Source organism: Burkholderia ubonensis (assembly GCF_001718695.1).
Taxonomy (GTDB): Bacteria; Pseudomonadota; Gammaproteobacteria; order Burkholderiales; family Burkholderiaceae; genus Burkholderia; species Burkholderia ubonensis_B.
The window spans coordinates 1183670-1203870 of sequence record NZ_CP013422.1; the positions used below are offsets into that span (position 1 = coordinate 1183670).

Annotated in this window: 18 protein-coding genes; 9 read left to right on the forward strand and 9 right to left on the reverse strand. The window is 69.0% G+C overall.

Going from position 1 to position 20201, the window contains the following annotated elements; genetic code table 11:
• Positions 1–128: 128 nt before the first annotated feature.
• Both infA and WJ35_RS25020 read right to left on the reverse strand, forming a co-directional pair.
• Positions 129–392: a translation initiation factor IF-1 gene (infA, locus tag WJ35_RS25015; RefSeq protein WP_011882303.1), complete on the reverse strand. Its 264-nt coding sequence runs from the start codon at positions 390–392 to the stop codon at positions 129–131.
• Positions 393–853: 461 nt separating this feature from the next.
• Positions 854–1057: a cold-shock protein gene (locus WJ35_RS25020; protein ID WP_010089472.1), complete on the reverse strand. Its 204-nt coding sequence runs from the start codon at positions 1055–1057 to the stop codon at positions 854–856.
• A 462-nt stretch (positions 1058–1519) separates the two neighbouring features.
• Here WJ35_RS25020 and WJ35_RS25025 point away from each other — a divergent pair, with 462 nt between their 5' ends.
• From WJ35_RS25025 to WJ35_RS25030, 3 genes are all read left to right on the forward strand, one after another.
• Positions 1520–2599 carry a linear amide C-N hydrolase gene (locus tag WJ35_RS25025; protein WP_059696255.1) on the forward strand — a complete coding sequence of 360 codons (1080 nt, stop codon included), beginning with the start codon at positions 1520–1522 and terminating at the stop codon, positions 2597–2599.
• A 277-nt stretch (positions 2600–2876) separates the two neighbouring features.
• Positions 2877–3248, forward strand: a complete 372-nt coding sequence (locus tag WJ35_RS31610; protein WP_124260087.1) for a hypothetical protein — start codon at positions 2877–2879, stop codon at positions 3246–3248.
• Between the two features lie 465 nt (positions 3249–3713).
• On the forward strand, positions 3714–5102 hold the full coding sequence (locus tag WJ35_RS25030) for a DHA2 family efflux MFS transporter permease subunit (RefSeq protein WP_069240248.1): 1389 nt from the start codon (positions 3714–3716) through the stop codon (positions 5100–5102).
• A gap of 172 nt (positions 5103–5274) precedes the next feature.
• On the opposite strand, the gene WJ35_RS31615 is transcribed toward WJ35_RS25030, so the two are convergent.
• Positions 5275–5607, reverse strand: a complete 333-nt coding sequence (locus tag WJ35_RS31615; protein WP_155121974.1) for a hypothetical protein — start codon at positions 5605–5607, stop codon at positions 5275–5277.
• Here WJ35_RS31615 and WJ35_RS25040 point away from each other — a divergent pair.
• On the forward strand, positions 5591–7294 hold the full coding sequence (locus tag WJ35_RS25040; RefSeq protein WP_069240250.1) for a purple acid phosphatase family protein: 1704 nt from the start codon (positions 5591–5593) through the stop codon (positions 7292–7294). The two genes, WJ35_RS31615 and WJ35_RS25040, sit on opposite strands and share 17 nt — an antisense overlap.
• A gap of 139 nt (positions 7295–7433) precedes the next feature.
• Here the strand turns inward: WJ35_RS25040 and WJ35_RS25045 are convergent, their stop codons facing one another.
• Together WJ35_RS25045 and WJ35_RS25050 are read right to left on the reverse strand one after the other, a co-directional pair.
• Positions 7434–8066 carry a LysE family translocator gene (locus WJ35_RS25045; protein ID WP_045577947.1) on the reverse strand — a complete coding sequence of 211 codons (633 nt, stop codon included), beginning with the start codon at positions 8064–8066 and terminating at the stop codon, positions 7434–7436.
• 125 nt (positions 8067–8191) lie between these two features.
• The gene (locus WJ35_RS25050) at positions 8192–9088 is read right to left on the reverse strand and encodes a LysR family transcriptional regulator (RefSeq protein WP_045577946.1); all 897 of its coding nucleotides are present in this window, start codon (positions 9086–9088) and stop codon (positions 8192–8194) included.
• Between the two features lie 52 nt (positions 9089–9140).
• Between WJ35_RS25050 and WJ35_RS31620 the strand changes: the two genes are divergently transcribed.
• The 4 genes from WJ35_RS31620 (at position 9141) to WJ35_RS25065 (ending at position 11045) form a co-directional block, all read left to right on the forward strand.
• Positions 9141–9317: a hypothetical protein gene (locus WJ35_RS31620; RefSeq protein ID WP_155121975.1), complete on the forward strand. Its 177-nt coding sequence runs from the start codon at positions 9141–9143 to the stop codon at positions 9315–9317.
• A complete protein-coding gene (locus WJ35_RS25055) occupies positions 9314–10153 on the forward strand; it encodes a sulfite exporter TauE/SafE family protein (RefSeq protein ID WP_059991572.1) in 840 nt (279 codons plus the stop codon). The genes WJ35_RS31620 and WJ35_RS25055 overlap by 4 nt, the downstream gene beginning before the upstream one ends.
• 108 nt (positions 10154–10261) lie before the next feature.
• A complete protein-coding gene (locus WJ35_RS25060; protein WP_010094057.1) occupies positions 10262–10522 on the forward strand; it encodes a hypothetical protein in 261 nt (86 codons plus the stop codon).
• Positions 10523–10742: 220 nt separating this feature from the next.
• The gene (locus WJ35_RS25065; protein ID WP_069240251.1) at positions 10743–11045 is read left to right on the forward strand and encodes a DUF4148 domain-containing protein; all 303 of its coding nucleotides are present in this window, start codon (positions 10743–10745) and stop codon (positions 11043–11045) included.
• Positions 11046–11150: 105 nt separating this feature from the next.
• Here WJ35_RS25065 and WJ35_RS25070 read toward each other — a convergent pair whose 3' ends face one another.
• Both WJ35_RS25070 and WJ35_RS25075 read right to left on the reverse strand, forming a co-directional pair.
• Positions 11151–12926 (reverse strand): diguanylate cyclase domain-containing protein, encoded by a 1776-nt coding sequence (locus WJ35_RS25070; protein WP_069240252.1) that lies wholly within the window; start codon positions 12924–12926, stop codon positions 11151–11153.
• Positions 12923–14059, reverse strand: a complete 1137-nt coding sequence (locus WJ35_RS25075) for an extracellular solute-binding protein (RefSeq protein WP_069240253.1) — start codon at positions 14057–14059, stop codon at positions 12923–12925. Before WJ35_RS25075 ends, WJ35_RS25070 begins: the two co-directional genes overlap by 4 nt.
• A 229-nt stretch (positions 14060–14288) precedes the next feature.
• On the opposite strand from WJ35_RS25075, the gene WJ35_RS25080 reads away from it, so the two are divergent.
• A complete protein-coding gene (locus tag WJ35_RS25080) occupies positions 14289–15710 on the forward strand; it encodes a PLP-dependent aminotransferase family protein (protein ID WP_069240628.1) in 1422 nt (473 codons plus the stop codon).
• Positions 15711–15889: 179 nt separating this feature from the next.
• On the opposite strand, the gene WJ35_RS25085 is transcribed toward WJ35_RS25080, so the two are convergent.
• The gene (locus WJ35_RS25085; RefSeq protein WP_069240254.1) at positions 15890–17167 is read right to left on the reverse strand and encodes a virulence factor family protein; all 1278 of its coding nucleotides are present in this window, start codon (positions 17165–17167) and stop codon (positions 15890–15892) included.
• Positions 17164–19758: a bifunctional lysylphosphatidylglycerol flippase/synthetase MprF gene (gene mprF, locus WJ35_RS25090; protein ID WP_060236526.1), complete on the reverse strand. Its 2595-nt coding sequence runs from the start codon at positions 19756–19758 to the stop codon at positions 17164–17166. Before mprF ends, WJ35_RS25085 begins: the two co-directional genes overlap by 4 nt.
• Between the last annotated feature and the right edge of the window lie 443 nt (positions 19759–20201).

A 20201-nucleotide genomic window follows, 5' to 3' on the forward strand; every position in this document is an offset into this window, starting at 1 on the left:
TCGATCGGGTGCACGACGCGAATCGCGCGGCTCGTCCCGCTGCCCGCCTGCGGCCCGGTGGCCCGGCCGCTAGTCGCGACCGGACGTAATTGCGGTCGGAGCAGCGTGGCGCGCCCGACCGTTACGACTTAGCGGCGCGCTTGACCGGCGCGCGGCGGACGCGGCGAATTCGCGTCCTTGTGCCGGAAATTGATGCGCCCCTTCGTCAGGTCGTAGACCGACAACTCCAGCGTCACGCGGTCGCCCGCGAGAATGCGGATATGGTTCTTGCGCATGCGGCCCGACGCATATGCGCCGACCACCACGCCATTTTCCAGCGTGACGCGATACTTGCTGTCCGGCAGTACTTCGTCCACGATTCCGTCCAATTCCAGCAGTTCTTCTTTTGCCAAACCAATTCCTCCAGACAAGATGATTGACCGCGACGGCTGCGCGTTCGTCGGCGCCGTACCCGGTAACGGGACGGCAGCCGGCGGATGCCGGGATTCCAGTCGTTCGGACGGGCGACGCGCCCGTCCTGCAAGCAGAGCCCGGTGCGATGCGATGATCGGGCGGTCGATGGCGGTGATGCGAGCAGCACCGCGCGAAGTCAGGACCGCGCCGCGTGCAGCGTGGCGACGGTCTACTCGGGTTGCAGCACGGCCGCTCGCGACGCGGCGAACGCATCGCGAGGGCATTGGATCGCACGTCGTATCGACATGCGAAGGATGAAGGAAGCACACGACCGATGCATCGCGCGATTTCGCGATGCATCGGTCGTGTGCGTCGAATGCGCAGCACGCCGGCGCGAGCCGGCGTCCGTGCGCGATCCGTGGCGCGGCGGCCGCCCTGGGGCGACCGCTGCCGATACGGCTTACAGCGGCGTGATGTTCGATGCCTGCAGGCCCTTCGGGCCGCGCTTCACTTCGTAGCTGACCTTCTGATTTTCGGCGAGGGTCTTGAAACCCGTGCCGCGAATCTCGGAAAAGTGCGCGAACAGGTCATCGCCGCCCTTGTCGGGCGTGATGAAGCCAAAACCCTTGGTTTCGTTGAACCACTTGACGGTACCGGTATCCATAAATACTTCCTTAAAACAAATGAAAAGACATGCGCCCGTGACGGGCACAGAAAGAATCAAAGAGGGAGAGACCAACGTGCACCGCACGACATCGCGCGGCCAATGATGAGCAATCGAGCTTCTTGAAAACTTCGGCCTCAGACACTACGCGGTAGTGAGCGATACGTCAAGCTCTTTCGGTGAGACCGGCGGGCGAGACGCGTGCTTGCGCGTTGCCCGACAGGCGTCGGCCGCGTGGTGACGCGGGGTACGCGCCTCGCTTTTCGGTGGCAGCGGCGTGCGGGCCCGGGCCGAACGCGCGACGCAACCGCGGCGACTCGCGATCCCGCGCGCGCTGCGCTCGCATCGGCCGCGCGACCACATCGCATCGATTACACTCGTGCCACCCGATGCGCGCCGAATCCGAGCGGCACGCACCGGGCGTCGAGCTTCCCGGGTCTCATAACCACAACAGGAGCCACCATGCGCCGCCCGCTTCGTTCGGTCTTGCCCTGCATCGCCGCCGCCGCGACGTTCGCCGCCACGCCCGTTTCATCGCCCGCCTGCACGCGGGTCGTGTATCTGGGTGCGGACGACGACGTCATCACGGCCCGCTCGATGGACTGGAAACAGGACATCGCCACGAACCTCTACATCCTGCCGCGCGGCATCGAGCGCAGCGGCGAGGCCGGGCCGAACTCGCTGAAATGGGTGGCCCGATACGGCAGCGTCGTCGCGACGGGCTACGACGTGTCGACCACCGACGGGATGAACGAGAAGGGGCTCGCGGCCGAGTTGCTCTGGCTCGTCGAATCGAAATACCCGGCGTTCGACCGGAATTCCAAACCGGGCCTGACCATTGCGGCATGGGCGCAGTACGTGCTCGACAACTTCGCGACCGTTGCCGAAGCGGTCAGCGCGCTCGAGAAGGAGCCGTTCACGATCGTCACCGACAACGTCCCTGGAGAACAGCGGCTCGCCACCCTGCACCTGTCGATGTCGGACGCCACCGGCGACAGCGCGATCGTCGAGTACATCGACGGCCGGCAGGTCATCCATCACGGCCGGCAGTATCAGGTCATGACGAACTCGCCGACGTTCGATGCGCAGCTCGCGCTGAACGCCTACTGGAAGCAGATCGGCGGCACGGTCTGGTTACCGGGGACCAATCGCGCGGCCGACCGGTTTGCGCGCGCGTCGTTTTACATCGACGCGATACCCAAGAGCGAAGATCCGGGCATCGCACTCGCGAGCGTGTTCAGCGTGATCCGCAACGTGTCGGTCCCGTACGGCATCACGACACCGGACGAGCCGAACATCTCGTCGACGCGGTGGCGCACCGTTGCCGACCACAAGCGCATGCTCTATTTCTTCGAATCGGCGCTGACGCCGAACACCTTCTGGATCGATCTCAAGAAAGTCGACTTCGCCGCCGGTGCGCCGGTCAAGCGCCTCGACCTCGGCAAAGAGCAGCGCAATACGTTCAGTGGGGAGGTTTCCGCCGCGTTCCGTCCGGCCAGGCCGTTTCCGTTTCTCGGGCTCGGCGCCGCGCAGGCGCGCTGACACCGCGTCGCACGCGGCTCGACACGGGCGGCATGGTCCATGGCTACCCGCGATGGGCTCGCTCACAATACGCGCGAACGGTAACGGCCCGCGTCGGCTCCGTGCTGAGCGCAGCGCTTCGGTTGTGAAGAATCCGCTTTCCGCGCGCGTGCGCCAGCTTCCTCGAAGCGCGCCGACCCGCTGCGTGCAGCGCCATGCGCCACCCGCAGCGGGCCTCCCCGGCACGACATCCCGCAAGCAAGCTTGCTGTTTGACGGAGCGAACCTGTAGCCCGTTCATGTCGCCGATACGACGCAACCTGCGTCCGACACGAACCGCCGCGATCCTGCGGCTCGATCCGATACCCCGATATTTCGATGTCGTTTTGCGCCGCTCCCGCGATTCGTCGTTGCCATCTGTCGCGGTGTCGAGCGGCACGGGCATCATCGCAAGGCACGTGCCAGGCGGCGCAGACCGTTGCGGCGCAAGCATCGCCGTTGAACGTAGGCTGTCGTTCGGCAGCGCAGCCGATGGAAATGTTGCAGGAACGCATCCGTTTCCGGCCAGTCACGGGCGGCGGCGCGGTGCAGCGGCCGTGGCTCGTACTGCAACGCGCGAAGACAAGCTCGCGCGGCAGCATTCGTCGGGGAAAAGCGTTTCATCGATGTGACAACGGGCGATGGCTCGGGGCGAAGCGGAAACGAATCGCGCGGACGATGCGCACGCAACCAGTCTGCGGGAAACGAATCGGCATGCACGGGTACGCATCCGGTGCCAGGCCCGCCCGTCGGAGCGACGCAGATCCGGCATTGCCGAAGTGAGGCTGCGGGTCGGGCTTGCGCGTCCGACGCCCGTTCGCGCCCGCGCACGTCGTGCGCTCTACGCCGGCCGGCCCGCAACCGCGCGGCGGCGGCCGGCGACATTCGGATCGTCCACCACCGCGCATGCCGCGAACCGCACGGCGCGATCGACCAGCATCCACCCAGCGCTCATGTGCACCGCATGATCGCCGCGGCTTTCCGGCGCCGTCCGGAATCGGTACCATCGTGGTCTCGTCAACCGGCGCACGCGCCGACGCGCCCGCCGCGGCCGCGCCAACCTGCGCGTCGCCGGCCATCGCTCGCCCAATTCCTTCATGTCCCGCGAACCCTCACACCCCGCCCTGCTCTGGATCGTCGCATCCGCGTTCTTCATGCAGACGCTCGACACGACGATCGTCAACACCGCGCTGCCTTCGATTGCGCAAAGCCTGCACGCGTCGCCGCTCGCGATGCAGCCGGTGGTGGTCGTCTATACGCTGACGATGGCGATGCTCACGCCCGCGTCCGGCTGGCTCGCCGACCGCTTCGGCACGCGCCGCGTGTTCTCGGTCGCGATCCTGATGTTCTCGCTCGCATCGGTCGCCTGCGCCGCGTCGCACTCGCTCGGCCAGCTCGTGCTCGCACGCGCCGTGCAAGGCGTCGGCGGCTCGATGCTGCTGCCGATCGGCAGGCTGTCGGTCCTGCGCGGCGTGCCCGGCGAACAGTACGTGTCGGCGCTCGCGTTCGTGTCGATCGGCGGGCAGCTCGGCCCGATCTTCGGGCCGACGCTGGGCGGCTGGCTCACGCAGGCGATCTCATGGCACTGGGTGTTCATCGTCAACGTACCGGTCGGCATGCTCGGTTTCGTCATGGTGCAGCGCTTTCTGCCGCACGATCGGGCGGCCCGACCGCCGCGCTTCGACTTCGCCGGCTGCGCACTGCTGTCGGCCGCGATGATCCTGCTGTCGCTCGCGGTCGATCCGCCGATGGCCGCACACCGCGCCGCGTGGGCCGCCGGCCTTGCCGCGCTCGGCGCGGCGAGCGCGCTCGCCTATCTGCCGCACGCGCGCCGCCGCGTGCAGCCGCTGTTCCGGCTCGGCCTGTTCCGCGAGCCGAACTTCGGCGCGGGGCTGCTCGGCAACCTGCTGTGCCGGATCGGCTCGAGCGCGGTGCCGTTCATGCTGCCGCTGCTGATGCAGGTGCAGCTCGGCTACACGCCGACGCGTTCGGGCCTGATGCTGCTGCCCGCCGCGATCGCGGGCGTGCTCGCGAAGAACCGGATCGCGCCGCTCGTGAAGCGCTACGGCTACCCGGCGTTCCTCGTCGTCAACACGGTGATCATCGGCGTGACCATCGCCGGGTTCGCGCTCGTGTCCGGCCAGTCGTCGCCGCTGCTGGAAGGCGCGCTGCTCGTCGTGTTCGGCGCGGCCAACTCGATGCAGTTCGCGGCGATGAACAGCGTGACGCTCAAGGATCTGTCGCACGCGGACGCCGCCAGCGGCAACAGCCTGTTCACGATGATGCAGATGCTCGCGATGGGGCTCGGCGTGTCGATCGGCGGCGCGCTCGTGAACCTGTTCGCGCGGCAATCGGGCGCGATGGCGAGCGGTTTCATGCTGTCGTTCGTCTGCATGGGCACGGTTACGCTGCTGTCGTCGGTCGTGTTCCGTCGCATCGACGCCGGCGCGTCGCCGACGCCCGCCGCATCGCGGCCGTCCGCGTGAGCGACGGCGCGGCTGAGTCGTGCCGCAAATGGTCAGCGGCGCAGCCGGCTTCGGCGTCGCAAGACGTCGGTTCGCACGACGATCTGGCCGCCTATCGCGCGTTCCGGCTCGCCCCCGAGCCAAAGCGAGCGCAGCCGTTCATCGCACGCCAGAACGTAATGAAATTGACGGCTTAATGAAAGGCGTCGCAGCACCGTCCATCTGCGGAAGTGACCGAATCGACCGACGCGACCGCACCGCCGTCCAACGCTGCAAGCAGGAAAACTGATCGCGACACCGCCGTTGAACCTCCGGCGACCGGCACGCGCGACGCTGCCATCCGAAGCATCCCGTCCACGTGTCGAAAGTCGTCTGTCACACCGCGGCAAAACTGCGCTTCGACAATGCGTGGCACCGGATTCCCGCTCGTTTCCGGCCGCTCCTCCGGGCGTGCATGCGCACGGCCGGACGGTTCCGCCTTGCGCGTGTCATCCAACGAAAATCCGATCATGTCGAACCAGGACACCTTCACCGCCGAGTCGAACGAATCGAACGCGTCGAACGAGCCGGCCGCTTCCGTGTCGCGCCGCGGCTTCCTGAAACTCGCCGGCGTGTCCGGCCTCGCGACCGCGGCGGGCGGCCTCGGCGCTGCACGCGCGGCCGCCGCGACGCCGGACGGCACGCCCGAGCAGATCCACCTGACGTGGGGCGACGACCCGGCATCGGAAGTCGTGATCTCGTGGGCGTCGCTCGCGCCGGCGGTCAATCCGCGCGCGCGGATCAGCGCCGACGGCGAGCATCCGCGCGTCGTGCACGGCGTGCAGCGCCTGTATACGGACGGCCTCAACGGCGAGACGGTGTTCACCTATCACGCGCGCGTGCACGGCCTCAAGCCGGGCACCCGCTACCAGTACGTGCTCACGGCCGACAACGACGGCAACGCCGCGCAGCCGTTCACCGCGAGCTTCACGACCGCGCCGCGCGGCCGCGCGCCGTTCCGCTTCACGAGCTACGGCGATCTCGCGACGCCGAACGGCGCATGGGTGCTGTCGTCGCCGCAAAGCCGCTACGCGGTGCAGGCGGTCGAGCAATTCCAGCCGCTGTTCCACCTGCTGAACGGCGACCTGTGCTACGCGAACCTGAACCCGGCGCACCAGCCCGAGGTGTGGCGCGACTTCGGCAACAACAACCAGACGTCGGCCGCGAATCGCCCGTGGATGCCGTGCCCCGGCAACCACGAAGTCGAGTTCAACAACGGCCCGCAAGGCTTCGATTCGTATCTCGCGCGCTACGAGCTGCCCGGGAACGGCACGCACTTTCCGGGCCGCTGGTACAGCTTCCGCGTGAGCTCGGTGCTGTTCATCTCGCTCGACGCGGACGACGTGGTCTACCAGGACGCGGGCGCGTTCGTCGCCGGCCCGAACCCGCTCGCGCCCGCGGCGAGCACCGGCCATCCGCCGATCGAGCCGGGCACGTCGTTCTACATCCGCGGCTACAGCCGCGGCGAGCAGACCCGCTGGCTCGAACGCACGCTGCACCACGCGTCGAAGGACGACGGCATCGACTGGATCGTCGTGCAGATGCACCAGGACGCGCTGAGCTCGTCGAAGACCGGCAACGGCTCGGACAAGGGCATCCGCGAAGCGTGGCTGCCGCTGTTCGACCGCTACGGCGTCGATCTCGTGCTATGCGGCCACGATCACGACTACGAGCGCAGCTACCCGGTGCGCGGCTGCAATCACCGCGCGGGCATCGACGCCGCGACGGGCGAAGTGGTCGACACGCTGCAGCCGCGTCCGGTCGTGGCGGCCGATCCGGCGCGCGCGACGTTCGACACGAGCCACGGGACGATCCACCTGATCCTCGGCGGCGGCGGCACCAGCGCGCCGCTCGACGTGTACGGCGAAAACCCCGCGACGGGCTTCGCGCAGGCGAAGGTGTTCACCAGGCCGAACCGGCCGGTGCCGGGCGCGGCGCCGAACACGTTCGTGCGCAAGCCGGCCGACGCGCTCGAGGACGCGATCTGGTCCGCGCGCCGCGATACGGGCACCGGCTACGGGATCGCGGTGTTCGACCACGATCCGGGCACGCCGGGCGGCGACACGACGATCACGATGCGCTACTACCATGCGCCGGGCGCGGACCAGCAGCCGACCGCGCAGTACGAGCTGTTCGAGACGATCGTGATGAGCAAGAAGCGCCGCGAGCATTGATCCGGTGGCCGCACGCCGCGCAGCGCGGCGCTGCGGCCTCGCGCCGACGCTGCGGACGGTCGCGCGGCATACGCGCGATGACTCATCGGCACGGCGTGACGATCCGCGCGATGCCGATCGTCACGCACCGTGCCGCGCGCTAGTTGCGCGATTCGACCGCGATACGCACGGCGAGGCCGGCCAGCACGGTGCCCATCAGCCAGCGTTGCGTGCGCGCCCACAGCGGCCGGCCGGCGAGGAAGCCGGCGATCGAGCCGGCCATGCAGGCAATCAGCGCGTTGATGCTGACGCTCACCGTGATCTGCACGCAGCCCAGCGCCAGCGATTGCGCGAGCACACTGCCGTATGCGGGCGAAATGAACTGCGGCAGCAGCGATAGGTACATCACCGCGATCTTGGGGTTCGCCAGGTTCGTGACGAAGCCCATTGCGAAGAGTCGCGCGCCGCTGTCGTGCGGCAGTTGCCGGACCTCGAACGCGGAGCGACCGCCGGGCCGCAGCGCCTGCCACGCGAGATACAGCAGGTATGCGGCGCCGCAGAAACGCAGCGCGTCATACGCGTACGGCACCGTCAGCAACAGCGCGGTGATGCCGAATGCCGCGCAGAACATGTAGAACACGAAGCCCAGCGCGACGCCGCCGAGCGACACGAGCCCGGCGCGGCGGCCCTGGCAGATCGAGCGCGAGATGAGGTACAGCATGTTCGGGCCGGGCGTGAGCGCCATGCCGAGCGATACGAGTCCAAACGCAATCAGGGTGGGCAGCGTCGGCACGGCGGGCTCCTTGCGCGATATCGGGTGACGGGTGAACGTCGAACAATGTAGTGCATGTCGGCCTGCGTCGGCATGAATAAACTGCAAGCCTCTGATGAGCAGTCTGCATCGCGCGGGCCGGCGCCCTACTTCGCCTTCTTCGCCCGCGTACGGACGGTCTTCCCGGTCCTGGCACGCTGCGCGTCGACCAGCCCCACGAATTCGTCGACGACCGCGTTGCCGGCCGCCTTCCACGCCAAGCGCACGGACCGGTGCAGCCGCGGCGACAGCTCGAGCACGCGACCGCCGAAGCGCGAGTACGTGAGCGTGATGCGCGGAACGATCGAGACGCCCATCCCGGCTTCCGCCATCGACAGGATCGTGCGCATCTCGACCACGTTGAACGCCGCGCGCAGCGACGCGCCGTTGCGCGCGAAGTAATCCGCGATCACCGGCCCGCAGCCGGCCTTCGAGAAGATGAAGGGCAGCGCGGCGAGCCGCTTCGGCGACACGCTGTGGCGGCCTTCGAACAGGTCGGGCGCCGTCACCGCGACGAACTCCTCGTCGAGCAGCGGCAGCGTGTTCGGGAACGTCTTCGCGCCGGCGACCACGCCGATGTCGGCCGTCCCATCGTCGATCCAGCCTTCGACCTCCGCATCGGTGCCTTCGAGCAGCACCGCGGTCACGCCCGCGTGCGCGGCTTTCAACGCCTCCAGCGCCGGCACGACGAAGGCAAGCGACACGCTCGGCAGCGACGCGACCACCAGCCGGCCTTCGAGCTTGCCGCGCGACAGCGCGAACTGCTGGCGCAGCGTATGCGCGTCGCGGACGACGTTCTGCACGTACGGCCACAGGCGTTCGCCGGAAGCGGTCAGCACGACCGGCTGGCGGTCGCGCAACAACAGCTTGACGCCGGTGAGGTCCTCGAGCTCGGTCAGCGCGTGGCTGATCGCGGACTGACTGCGGCTGAGCCGCTCGGCCGCGGCCGTCAGCGAACCGAGTTCGACGACGGCCGCCAGCGCCTGCAACTGCGCAAGCGTCATCTGGTTTCCTTGTTTCGATGCGTGAACCGTCTGCATGATACGGTTGATTCGCATGAACCGGATCGAAGCGGCGCTGCAGCATGTGCGCGATGCCGGCGCGGCTCGGGTAACATGCGGCGTCGCATCGGGCCGCGCGCTGCAACAGCACGGCCCGGCTCGATCCGACAACCCGACAACACGACAACACGACAACCGCGTGCACGCGCGCACGCGTCGGCAATCGACATGAATCTGACGGAAGGTGTGCTGGTATCCGCCCTGCACGGGCTCTCGCTGCCCGATCTGGCCGGCATCGCGGTTGCGCTGCTGCTGGGCGGCATGGTCAAGGGCATCACGGGCATCGGCGTGCCGCTGGTGGCGATGCCGATCCTCAGCCAGTTCCTGCCGATTCGCGATGCGGTGCTGCTGCTGTCGATGCCGATCATTCTGGGCAACATCCCGCAGGCGCTGGAAGGCGGCCAACTGCTGGCCACCGCGCGCAAGATCGCCGCGCCGATCGTCGGCACGGTACTCGGCAACATCGTCGGCGTCGTCATCCTGCTGGCGATGAACGCGCGTCACGCGCAGGCCGCATCGGGCCTGCTGCTGATCGTCGCCGCCGCGCTGATGCTGAGCGCGCCGAAGCTGACGCTGCCGCCCGCATGGCAACGGCCGGTCGGCTTCGTGCTGGGTTTCGGCGCCGCGCTGATGGAGAGCATCGCGTCGGTGCCCGGCCCGCTGCTCGCCACGTACCTCATTTCGGCGGGCGCGACCGGCCGCGCGTTCACGAAGCAGATCGCGATCATCCTCGTCGTGTCGATCGTCACGCTGATCACGACGTTCAGCGGCGCCGCGCATGCGAGCGGCGCGGACCTCGCGATCTCGACCGCGGCCAGCGTTCCCGCGATCGCCGGCATGTGGCTCGTCCGGCCGCTGCGCGACAGGATGTCGCCGCGCGTGTTTCGCACGGTCGTCCTGCTGTTCGTGCTGGCCGCCGCCGCGCAGATGATCTGGAAATCGGCCGTGCTGCGGCCTGCCGCTGCGCCGACGGCTCATGCCGATCGCGCGCGCGTCGACGGAAAATGACGGCCGCCGCGCGCCGCGCGGTTCATTGGATCGCCGCACGCGCGAGATCCGGATTGCCGCGCTACCGCCATCCGGCCTCGATCCGCAAGACGCGTTAGACTGTCCGCCATGGACACATGCCGTTATTGCCAGAGAATCCGCGACGAATGGGACTGCCACGGGGACGAATGCCGCCGGGCAATCGCGAAGGCGCTGCGCCGGCAGCGCGCGGGCCTGCCGATGGTGGCCGACCGCATCCGCAACGAGCTCCCTTCCGGCGCCCCCACCCAGCAGGTGATCGCCGTGCTGTCGCGCCAGCGCCTGCGGGCGCGCCGCGGCAACGAGGAGCGCCGCGAGCGCAAGGAAATCGACGACGCCGACAGCGTCTGAAACGGGCCGCTGGCCTCCGCCGTCCACCGTCGACCCGCGTGGGATGCATGCGGGGACGAATCCCGTTTCGCCTTCGTTTGCGCCCGCGATTATTGCCCTCACCAAAAGAATCTTTCGCCGAAACTCACGTTTACCCTGAATCCTCCGACGCCTACGATGTACTCAACCGCTTACGACATGGTGTCGAACGCGGAAAGCCAAACAAACATCGGAGGTCATCATGAAATCGCTCATCACCGCAGTCGTTGCCGCCACCGCCCTGTCCGCCTCGTTCGGCGCATTCGCGCAAAGCACCGTGACCCGTGCGCAAGTGCGCAACGAACTGGTCCAGCTCGAGCAAGCCGGCTACAAGCCGAGCGTGGCGAGCCCGCACTACCCGGACGACATCCTGGCCGCGCAAGCCCGCGTACATGCGGTCGACGACAGCGGCTACGGCGCACAGCCGGCTGCGGTAGTCGAAGGCGGCGCACCGGCGGCAGTCAAGGTGCGCCCGGCACACGACTCGGTCTACTTCGGCCACTAAGCGTGCCGCCGCGCGCATCGCGCGGCCGACGCAGATCCGGCGAGCCCGTCGCGAGACGGGCTCGCGCCGTTTCATCGTCGGGCTTCCACTGCCCGGGGACCGCGCTCAGCAGCCGTCCTCGGCCGCCGCGCGCTGCGCGCCGTCGGCGGCGCCTCCGCTGCCCAGCAAGGTCTGATACCGCACGCATGCGCTCTGCGCCGACGCCTTCGCCGCGTACATCGCGGCATCCGCCTTGACCAGCAGTTCCTCGGCCGACGCACCGTCGACCGGATACTCGCTGACGCCGATGCTCGCGCCCACCGCCATGCGCCGCTCGCCAAACTCCAGCTCCTCGGCCATCACGCTCTGGATGCGCGACGCGATGTCGCCGACCAGCTCCGGCGAGCGCACCCCGGTGATCAGCACGATGAACTCGTCGCCGCCGAGCCGCGCGGCCATGTCGCCGCTGCGCAGCACCAGGTTCAGGCGCTTCGCGACCGCGACGAGCGTGCGGTCGCCGGCCGAATGCCCGAGCTGATCGTTGATCTGCTTGAAGCGGTCGAGATCGACGAACATCACCGCGAGCCCTTCGTTCGTCAACGCCGCGTGGCGGATCGCGCCGTCGAGCCGCTCCATGAACAGCATCCGGTTCGGCAGGCCCGTGAGCATGTCGTGCCCGGCGAGATGGGTAAGCTCCTGCTGCTTCGCGCGCAGCATCGTCACCTGCATGCGAATCTCGACGCGCATGCAGTCGAAGCAGCGCGCGAGAATGCCGATCTCGTCCGAACGCCCGACCGGCAGCCGCTCGGCCGCGGGATCGTCGAACACGTGCATCGCCGCGCGCGCGAGCGCCTGCAGCGGCCGCGTGATCGCGCGCGCGAACAGGATCGCCAGGATCACCGCGAGCACGCTCGAGATCAGCACCATCCGCACGATCCGCTCGCCGAGCATGCCGGCCGGCGCCAGCACGTCGGCGAGCGGGCGCGAGGCGCCCAGCACGACGAAGCGGTTGCCTTCGGCGTTGCCGAACGGCGTGCGCACGAACGCCGCCATCTCGCCCGGCAGCGTGTCGGGCTCGGCGAGCCCGTCGAGCGTCACGTTCGTGCGCACCCCGCCGAACAGCAGCCGCGTGACTGGGAAGCTGTCCTGCATCAGCACGCGCCGCCCGCGATCGAAGCCGAAGGTCTGCGACGGATCGGGATGCACGATGAAGTCGCCCCACTCGTTCGCCATGTACACCGCGTAGTCCTGCGGCAGGTCGCGCTCGAGCCGCGCAAACACGCGCGTCAGGTCGATGTCGATCACGAGCGCGCCGACCGTCGCGCCGAGCGCATCGACGACCGGCGTGCCGACGCGCAGGATCGGCTGCCCTTCGGCGGCGTGCGAGCCGATCTCGTGATTGATCGCGATCGGCGACAGGTAGACGTGGCCCGGCGCCGTCGCGAGCGTGTCGAAGACGTATGAAAACTGGCCCTTCTCCTGAAACATCGTCTCCGGCAACACGACCACGCCGTGCGCGTCGCGGTCGACGCGAAGCCGCTCCAGCCCGAAATCCGTGCGCGCGATCAGCCGGATCTGCAGATACTCGGGATGGTTGCGCATGAAACTGTAGTACACCTGCTCGAGCCGCGTGCGCGGCGCGCGGTCGGGGTCCGTGCCGAGCGCGACGCGCGCGGACGAAGGCAGCTGCGCGAGCACCAGCGCGTCGTCGGCGACGTCGCCGAGCGCGGCGGTAAAGCGCTGCCCCAGCAGATGCGTCGACATCAGCAGGCTGTGCTGCGCCTCCTGCACGAGCATCGCGCGATTCGCGCGGTACGTGTAATAGCCGGTCGCGCCGGACGCGACGACGCCGATGCACGCAAGCAGCACCGACAGCTTCGACGTGAGGCCGAGCTTGATCATTTGTCGAAACGCTCCGGCCGGTCGCCCGACACGATGCGGCTCCACAGCGCTTCGCGGCGCGCGATGTTCTCGACAGGCTGGATCCACACCAGATGCTGCCGGCCCGCGTCGAGGCCCGGCGGCGGCGTGAGGGTATTCGCGAGCCCCTGGCGCTGCGTGAGCAGCGAGCCGATCGCCGGCTCGAGCATGTAGTTGATCCATGCGAGCGCCAGCTCCGGATGCTCGACGCCGCGCGTCATCGCCCAGCAGTCGAGCCACGCGAGCGCGCCTTCGTCCGGAATCACGTAGCCGACGTCCGCGCCGGCGCGGCGCAGCAGTTCGACCTGCTGCGTGCCGTAGTTGCCGAACATCAGCGCCGCGCGATGCAGGACGAACAGCGCGGTCGCCTCCTCGGGCAGCGTGTAGTAGGTGAGCAGGTTGCGGCGCAGGTCGATCAGCTTGCGCGCGACGATGCGCGTCTGCGCCGGCGACAGGTGGAACGGATCGGCATAGCCGAGCGCCAGCGCGGTGAACGAGAAATTGTGCTGCGCGCTGTTGAAGTCGAGCACCTTGCCGCGATAGCGCGGGTTCCACAGCTCGAGCATCGAATGCGGCGCGACCGGAATCTGCTTGCGGTCGTAGATCAGCCCCATCGACGAATACGTGAACGGAATCGCATAAGCGAAGCCGTTGCTGACGAGCCCGCCGATCGTGTCGAGCTGCTGGAAGTTCGGCAGCTGCAGCCGCCGGTTCGGTATCCGCGACAGGTCGAGCGGCGCGAGCAGGTTGTCGCCCGCATAGCGCTGGATCTCCGCGGTGTTCGCCGCGAGCACGTCATAAGGCGGCGGCGACGCGCGGTGCATGTGGCTCCACAGCGCCTCGTCCGAATCGACGAAGGTCACTTCGACGCGCGCATGGAATTGCGTCTCGAAGGCATTGACGACGTCGTTGTCCGCGTAACCCGGCCACGCGAGCACACGCAGCACGTTGTCGCCGGCCGCTTCGGCCGAGGCCGCGGATGCGCGAGCGCCCGGCACGCACAGCAGCGCCGTGACGAACAGCCGGCACACGACCCGGCTCGCGTGCAGACGCACGTGCTGACCCACGCCGATTCCCCTGATCAATCGGTCCCCGCCCGCGTTCCCCGAATGCATCCGACTGTCCTTTTTAGAGTCGATGCCTATCGTGCCACAAGACCATAAAAACAATGCGTATGCAATCGGAACAAGCCGTACGCAAGCGGTGTGCAGTCGGGCTTCGCGGGAACGACGGACGCGGCTGCGCGCGCGCTTTCCTTTTCCGGCCGCGCATCGGACAATGGCGCGCCGATGCCGCGCCGCGTCGGCGCACCTGCACGGCGACACCCTGCCCGCGCCCGTACCGATGAAACGCTACGAAACCCTCGCCCACACGATCGCCGACGAGATCCGCAACGGCAACCTCGCGGTCGGCACGCGCCTGCCGTCGCTGCGCCAGATCATCGCGCAGCACGGCGTCAGCCAGTCGACGGTGTTTCGCGCGTATTACCTGCTCGAACAGTGGGGGCTGATCCGTGCACGCGAGCGCTCCGGCTACTACGTCGCGCCGGGCGCCAGCCCGAGCGCGAAGCGGCGCGCGCCCCGCGCCGCCGCGACGCGCAAGGTCGACATCAGCGACCTCGTGTTCTCGGTGCTCGACGCCGCGACGCAGCCCGGCATCGTGCCGCTGGGCTCCGCGTTTCCGGCGCCGCAGCTGTTTCCGCTGCCGCGCCTCGCGAAGTCGATCGCGCAGGCGACGCGCCTCGTCAGCCCGTGGAACACGGTGGTCGACCTGCCGCCCGGCAACGAGCAGCTGCGCCGGCAGATCGCGATGCGCTATCTCGCGATGGGCGTGTCGCAGCCGGTCGACGAGATCGTCGTCACGAACGGCGCGCTCGAAGCGCTGAACCTGTGCCTGATGGCCGTCACGCGGCCCGGCGACGCGGTGGCCGTCGAAGCACCAGGCTTCTACGCGGCGCTGCAGGCGATCGAGCGGCTCGACCTGCGGGCAGTCGAGATTCCGGTCGACCCGCGCACCGGGCTCGACCTCGTCGTGCTCGAGAACGCGCTCGACCGGCATGACGTGCGCGCATGCTGGTTCATGACGAATTTCCAGAATCCGACCGGCGTCACGCTGCCGGCGGAGAAGAAGCGCGCGCTCGTCGAGCTGCTCGCGGCGCGCGACGTGCCGCTGATCGAGGACGACGTCTATGGCGAGCTGCACTTCGGCCCCGACTATCCGCTGCCCGCGCGCGCGTTCGACAGGCATGGCCTCGTGATGCACTGCAGCTCGTTCTCGAAGACGCTCGCGCCCGGCTACAGGATCGGCTGGGCCGCGGCGGGCCGCTACGCGGAGAAGGTGCAGCGGCTCAAGCTGATGACGACGCTGTCGGCCAGCATTCCCGCGCAGGCCGGCATCGCGAACTATCTCGAGCACGGCGGCTACGACCGCCATCTGCGCAAGCTGCGCGGCGCGCTGCAAGGGCAGCTCGACCGGATGGACGACGCGCTGCGGCGCTGGCTGCCCGAGGGCGTCGAATGGGTGCGGCCCGACGGCGGGTATTTTCTGTGGCTCGAATTTCCGCAGGCGATCGATGCGATGGAGCTGCATCGGCAGGCGATCGCGCGCGGGATCAGCTTCGCGCCGGGGCCGCTGTTTTCCGCGGCGCACGGATTCGAGCGCTGCGTGCGCGTGAATTTCGGCCATCCGTGGAGCCGCGAGATCGAGCGCGCGATCCGCGTGCTCGGCGAGCTCGTCGCCGAACCGTCGGTGCGCAAGGCCGGCTGAGCGTCACGCGCACGCAGTGCAGGCGGCGCACGTACGCGGTGCGGTGCGGTGCAAGCCCTTCGCTCCCTCGACGCGTGAGCACGGCGGCCACCCCGCCCACCAATGAAAACGGGCGACCCTCAGGCCGCCCGTTCCGCGCATCCTGCGTGCCGCGCCCGCCGCGACGCGGGCGCCGCCGATCAGCGCGCCGGCACCGGCTTGCCGAACCCGCCGAGGATCTTCTTCTCGAGCGCGACATAGTCGCGGCCGAAGTGATGCTCGCCGCCGGTCTTGATCACGTCGGCGCCGGTATTGACGAGCACCGGGCACATCGTTTCCTTCTCCTGCTCGCCGTAGAAGCACTGCACGATGCCCGGCGGCACCTTCGCGATCTCCGGCGCGACCTTCAGCGCCTTGTCGCTCGCCGGCATCCCGAGCCAGCCCGTCACGCGAATCTGGAAGTCCGCGGCCGGCGCGAAGCCGAGCAGCGACATCACCGACACCTTGTCGCGCAGCGCGGCCGGCAGCCGGTTGTACGCGAACGGCATCACGTCCGCGCCGAACGAGTAGCCGACCAGCGCGACGCTCGTCGCGTTCCAGCGCGCCATGTAGGTGCGCATCACGCGCGCGAGATCGCGGCTCGTCTGCGCGGGCGGCTTCTCGCTCCAGAAATAGCGCAGCGCGTCGATGCCGACGACCGACACGCCGTCGCGCTGCAGCGCCTCGGCGATCGTCTTGTCGAGATCGCGCCAGCCGCCGTCGCCGGAAATCACGATCGCGAGCAGGTTGCTGCCGCCCTTGGCCGGCAGCTCGATCAGCGGCAGGTCCGACACGTCGAGCTCGTCGGCCGTCCCGTCGCGCAGATGCGGCTTCACGAGCGCGACGAGCTTCGCGGCATCGCCCGCCGCCGCGGTTTCGACGAAGCCCGGCATCGCGCGGCGCACGATCGTCGGATCGGGCGGGCACGGCTTGAAGCGCGGATCGAGCTTCGGCGCCGGCTCGACCGACACCATGCCGGCAATCGTGTTCTCCGGCGCCATCGACAGGATCTGCTTCGCGATCGCGCCGCCCTGCCCGACACCCGCGACGATCGGCGCGTAATACCGCGACGACTGCGCGAGCCGTTCAAGCTGGTGGCTGACCGCCTCGGCGTCGCCGTCGAGATGGTGGCAAGTCTCCTGCTTCGCGGCCAGGTTCGCCGCGTACCGCTCGGCATCCACGCCGACCGTCATCGCGCCGGCCTTCGCGAGCGCGTCGGCGGCCTGCTGGTCGGCCGCGCTCCAGCCGCTGCCTTGCGAGAACATCACGACGAAGCCGCGCATCGCGCCATTCGGCTTCGTCACCGTGACCGGCCCGTAGCGCCCGCCGGACACGGTCTGCACCTTCACCGCCGCCGGCTGCGTCGCGAACGCGCCGCCGGCCAGCATCATTCCCGCGCAGGCGACCACCGCCCGCGCGATTCCCTTCTTCAGCATCATGAACGCCGACCTCCAGCCAGCAAAGACAGATCCGCCAGCGTGACGAACACGCCGACCGAGCCCGAAGCCGCGAGATAACGCGGCTCCCAATGCGGCTCGAACTTGCTCTTGAACGCGCGCAAGCCGCGGAAATTGTAGAAACGGCCGCCGAAGCGCCACACCATCAGCCCGACCCGGTGCCACGGCGACGGCATCTTCGCCGCGCCCATCCCCGAGAACGGCGCGATGCCGAGGCTCAGCTTGCGGAAGCCCGCTTCCTTCAGGTGCAGCGCGAGCTGCGTGAACAGGTATTCCATCGCGTACGGCGACGCTTCGGGCAGATGGCGCATCACGCCGACCGTCGCCTCGGTGTTGAGATCGGTCGTCATGAACGTGACGAACGCGATCGGCTTGTCGGCCTGGCGCACCAGCATCACCGACTGCGTCGCGAGATAGCCGTCATGGAACGCCGCGACCGAGAAGCTCTTCTCGCGCGCGTCGCGGCTGTCGAGCCAGCCGTCGGAAATCCCGCGCAGCGCGGGCAGCGCGGCCGGCACGTCGTTCGGCGCGATCACTTCGACGGCGAGCGCATCCTTGTCGCCGCGGCGCAGTGCATAGCGCAGGTGCGAGCGGTGCGAACCCTTCAGGTCGAATTCGTCGAGCGCGACGTGCGCTTCCTCGCCGAGCTTCATCAGCGTGAGCCCCGCGTCGAGATACAGCGGCAGCGCGTTCGCGCGCACCTGGTAGAACGCCGCGCGGCCGCCGTGCTGGTGCGCGAGCGCGATGAACTTGCCGATCAGCGCCGGCCATTCGCTGCGCGGGCCGACCGGGTCGTGCAGCGCGGCCCACGTGCGGCCGTGCTTCGCGTACATCAGGAACGCCTCGCGCGACTCCGAGAACAGGAAGCTCTTGTCGCCCATCAGCGCGAGGCCGGCATCGCTGCATTCCTGCGCGCGGATGATCCGCTCGGCGTCGAGCAGGTCCTGCGGCGCCGGCTTCACGAAACGGCCCGCCGCCGGCCGCAGCATCTGCCACAGCGCGAACATCGCGACGAACACGCCCGCGGCGAGCGTCGCGCGCAGCGCCCGCGGCGCGCGCGCGTCGAACGAGAAGTGCGACCACAGCTCGCGCGTGTACGGCACGTCGCGGAACGCGAAGCACAGCACCCACACCGCGAGCATCAGCACCATCGCGACCGACACGAACCAGCCGATCGTGAAGCGCTCCGCGAACAGCGACGAATGGCGCTTGAAGCGCCGGCGGCTGACGAGCAGCAGCACCAGCAGCGTGCCGAGCACGCCGGCCTCGACGAACGCGAGCCCCTTCGCGAGCGACAGCGCGAGGCTCGCGAGCGTCAGCGCGAAGGTCATCCACCATGCGGCGTCGAGCCGGCGCAGCAGCCCGCGCGCGACGAACAGCAGCGCGACGCCGAGCACACTGCAGATCACCTGCGAGCCTTCGAGCACCCACAGCGGCACGATGCCGCGCAGGATCGCGATCCGGTGCCAGAACGCCGGCGTCGCGCCCGAGATCACGAGCATCGTGCCGGTGGCGAACGTCACGAGGCTGAGGAACAGCGGCGCGAGCTGCGACACGCGCGCGGCCTGCCGCGTCACGAGGCGCCGGCGCAGCGCGCGGCCCTCGAAGCCCGCGAGCAGGCCGGCCGACAGCACGAACGGCACGCCGAAGTAGATCGCGCGATATGCGATCAGCGCGGCGACCATCTCGTGCGCCGGCACGTCGTGGCCGAGCGTGAAGACCATCGCCGCCTCGAACACGCCGATCCCGCCCGGCGTATGGCCGATCATGCCGAGCAGCAGCGCGGCCGCGTAAATCGTGATGAAGCTCGCGAAGCCGACCGGCGCGGCGGGCAGCAGCACCCACAGCGTCAGGCCGGCCGCGACCACGTCGAGCACCGCGTAGACGACCTGCGCGACGAGATCGCGCCGCGCCGGGACGTCGAACGCGAGCCATTTGAAGCGGGGCTCGACCGGACGCGCGACGCGCCCGCACGCGGCGACCAGCGCCGCCATCACCGCGAGCAGCGCGGCGCCGCCCCAGGTGAGCGCGCCGGGCGCGACGTGCAGCATGCCGGCCAGCGTCCGCGGCTCGCAGACCATGCCGACCGCGGTCATCAGCACCAGCGCGAGCGCGAGCGTGCCGCTCGTGAACACCGTCATGCGGCCGATCTGGGCGGGCGTGACGCCGGACACGCCATAGACCCGCGCGCGCACCGCGCCGCCCGTCAGCGCGCCGAAGCCGGTCGCGTTGCCGAGCGCCGAACCGGCGATCGCGGCGGTCCACAGCGCCGCGCGCGGCACCTTGGCCGCGATGTAGCGCAGGCCGACCGCGTCGCGGGCGACGAGCGCGAGATAGCTGAGGGCCGTCGCGCCGAGCGACGCGCCCCATTCGGCGGCCGACATGTGGCGCAGCTGGCGGATCACCGACCGGTAATCGACGGACGCCGACAGGTGCTGGAAGACCACGATCAACAGCAGCCCGATGCCGAGCGCAAGCAGCGGCGACAGCGCGCGCTCGTTGCGCAGCAGTGCCGAGACGCGGCCGAACATTGCCGCGGCACGGCTGGGTGAGCCAGGGTGGCGGGAAGACATAGGTTGTTCAGTGGTGGTGCATAGCAAGTCGCGGCGCGGGACGGCCGGGCGGCGACGAATCTGGCTGGTTGTTCTGCATGGGCGGTCCGCCTGAGACGATGGCAGGCGACGCCTGGGTCAGAAATTACGAGTATACGGAATTTACATTACAGAATGTTTCGATTTGGCGTCGGGCGGGTTGGACACGCCGCGCGCATCAAAAATCCGTAAAAAGAATGCGCGCTGCGAATCATACCGGGAAGCGGCGGGGGTTTTCATCAGGAGAATACCGGGAGGGGTGTGCGGCGGGAGATTCTTGCCGGCGGCTGGGTCCGCGAGCGGCGTCGGTGCGGCGACGCGGCCGGCGGAAAACGGGGCGCGAAGCGCTCGGCACGACGCAGCGCGTATTCGGCGCCAGCCGGCGCACCCTTCAGCGCAGGCGGCCGACGCCGACGGTCACGTCG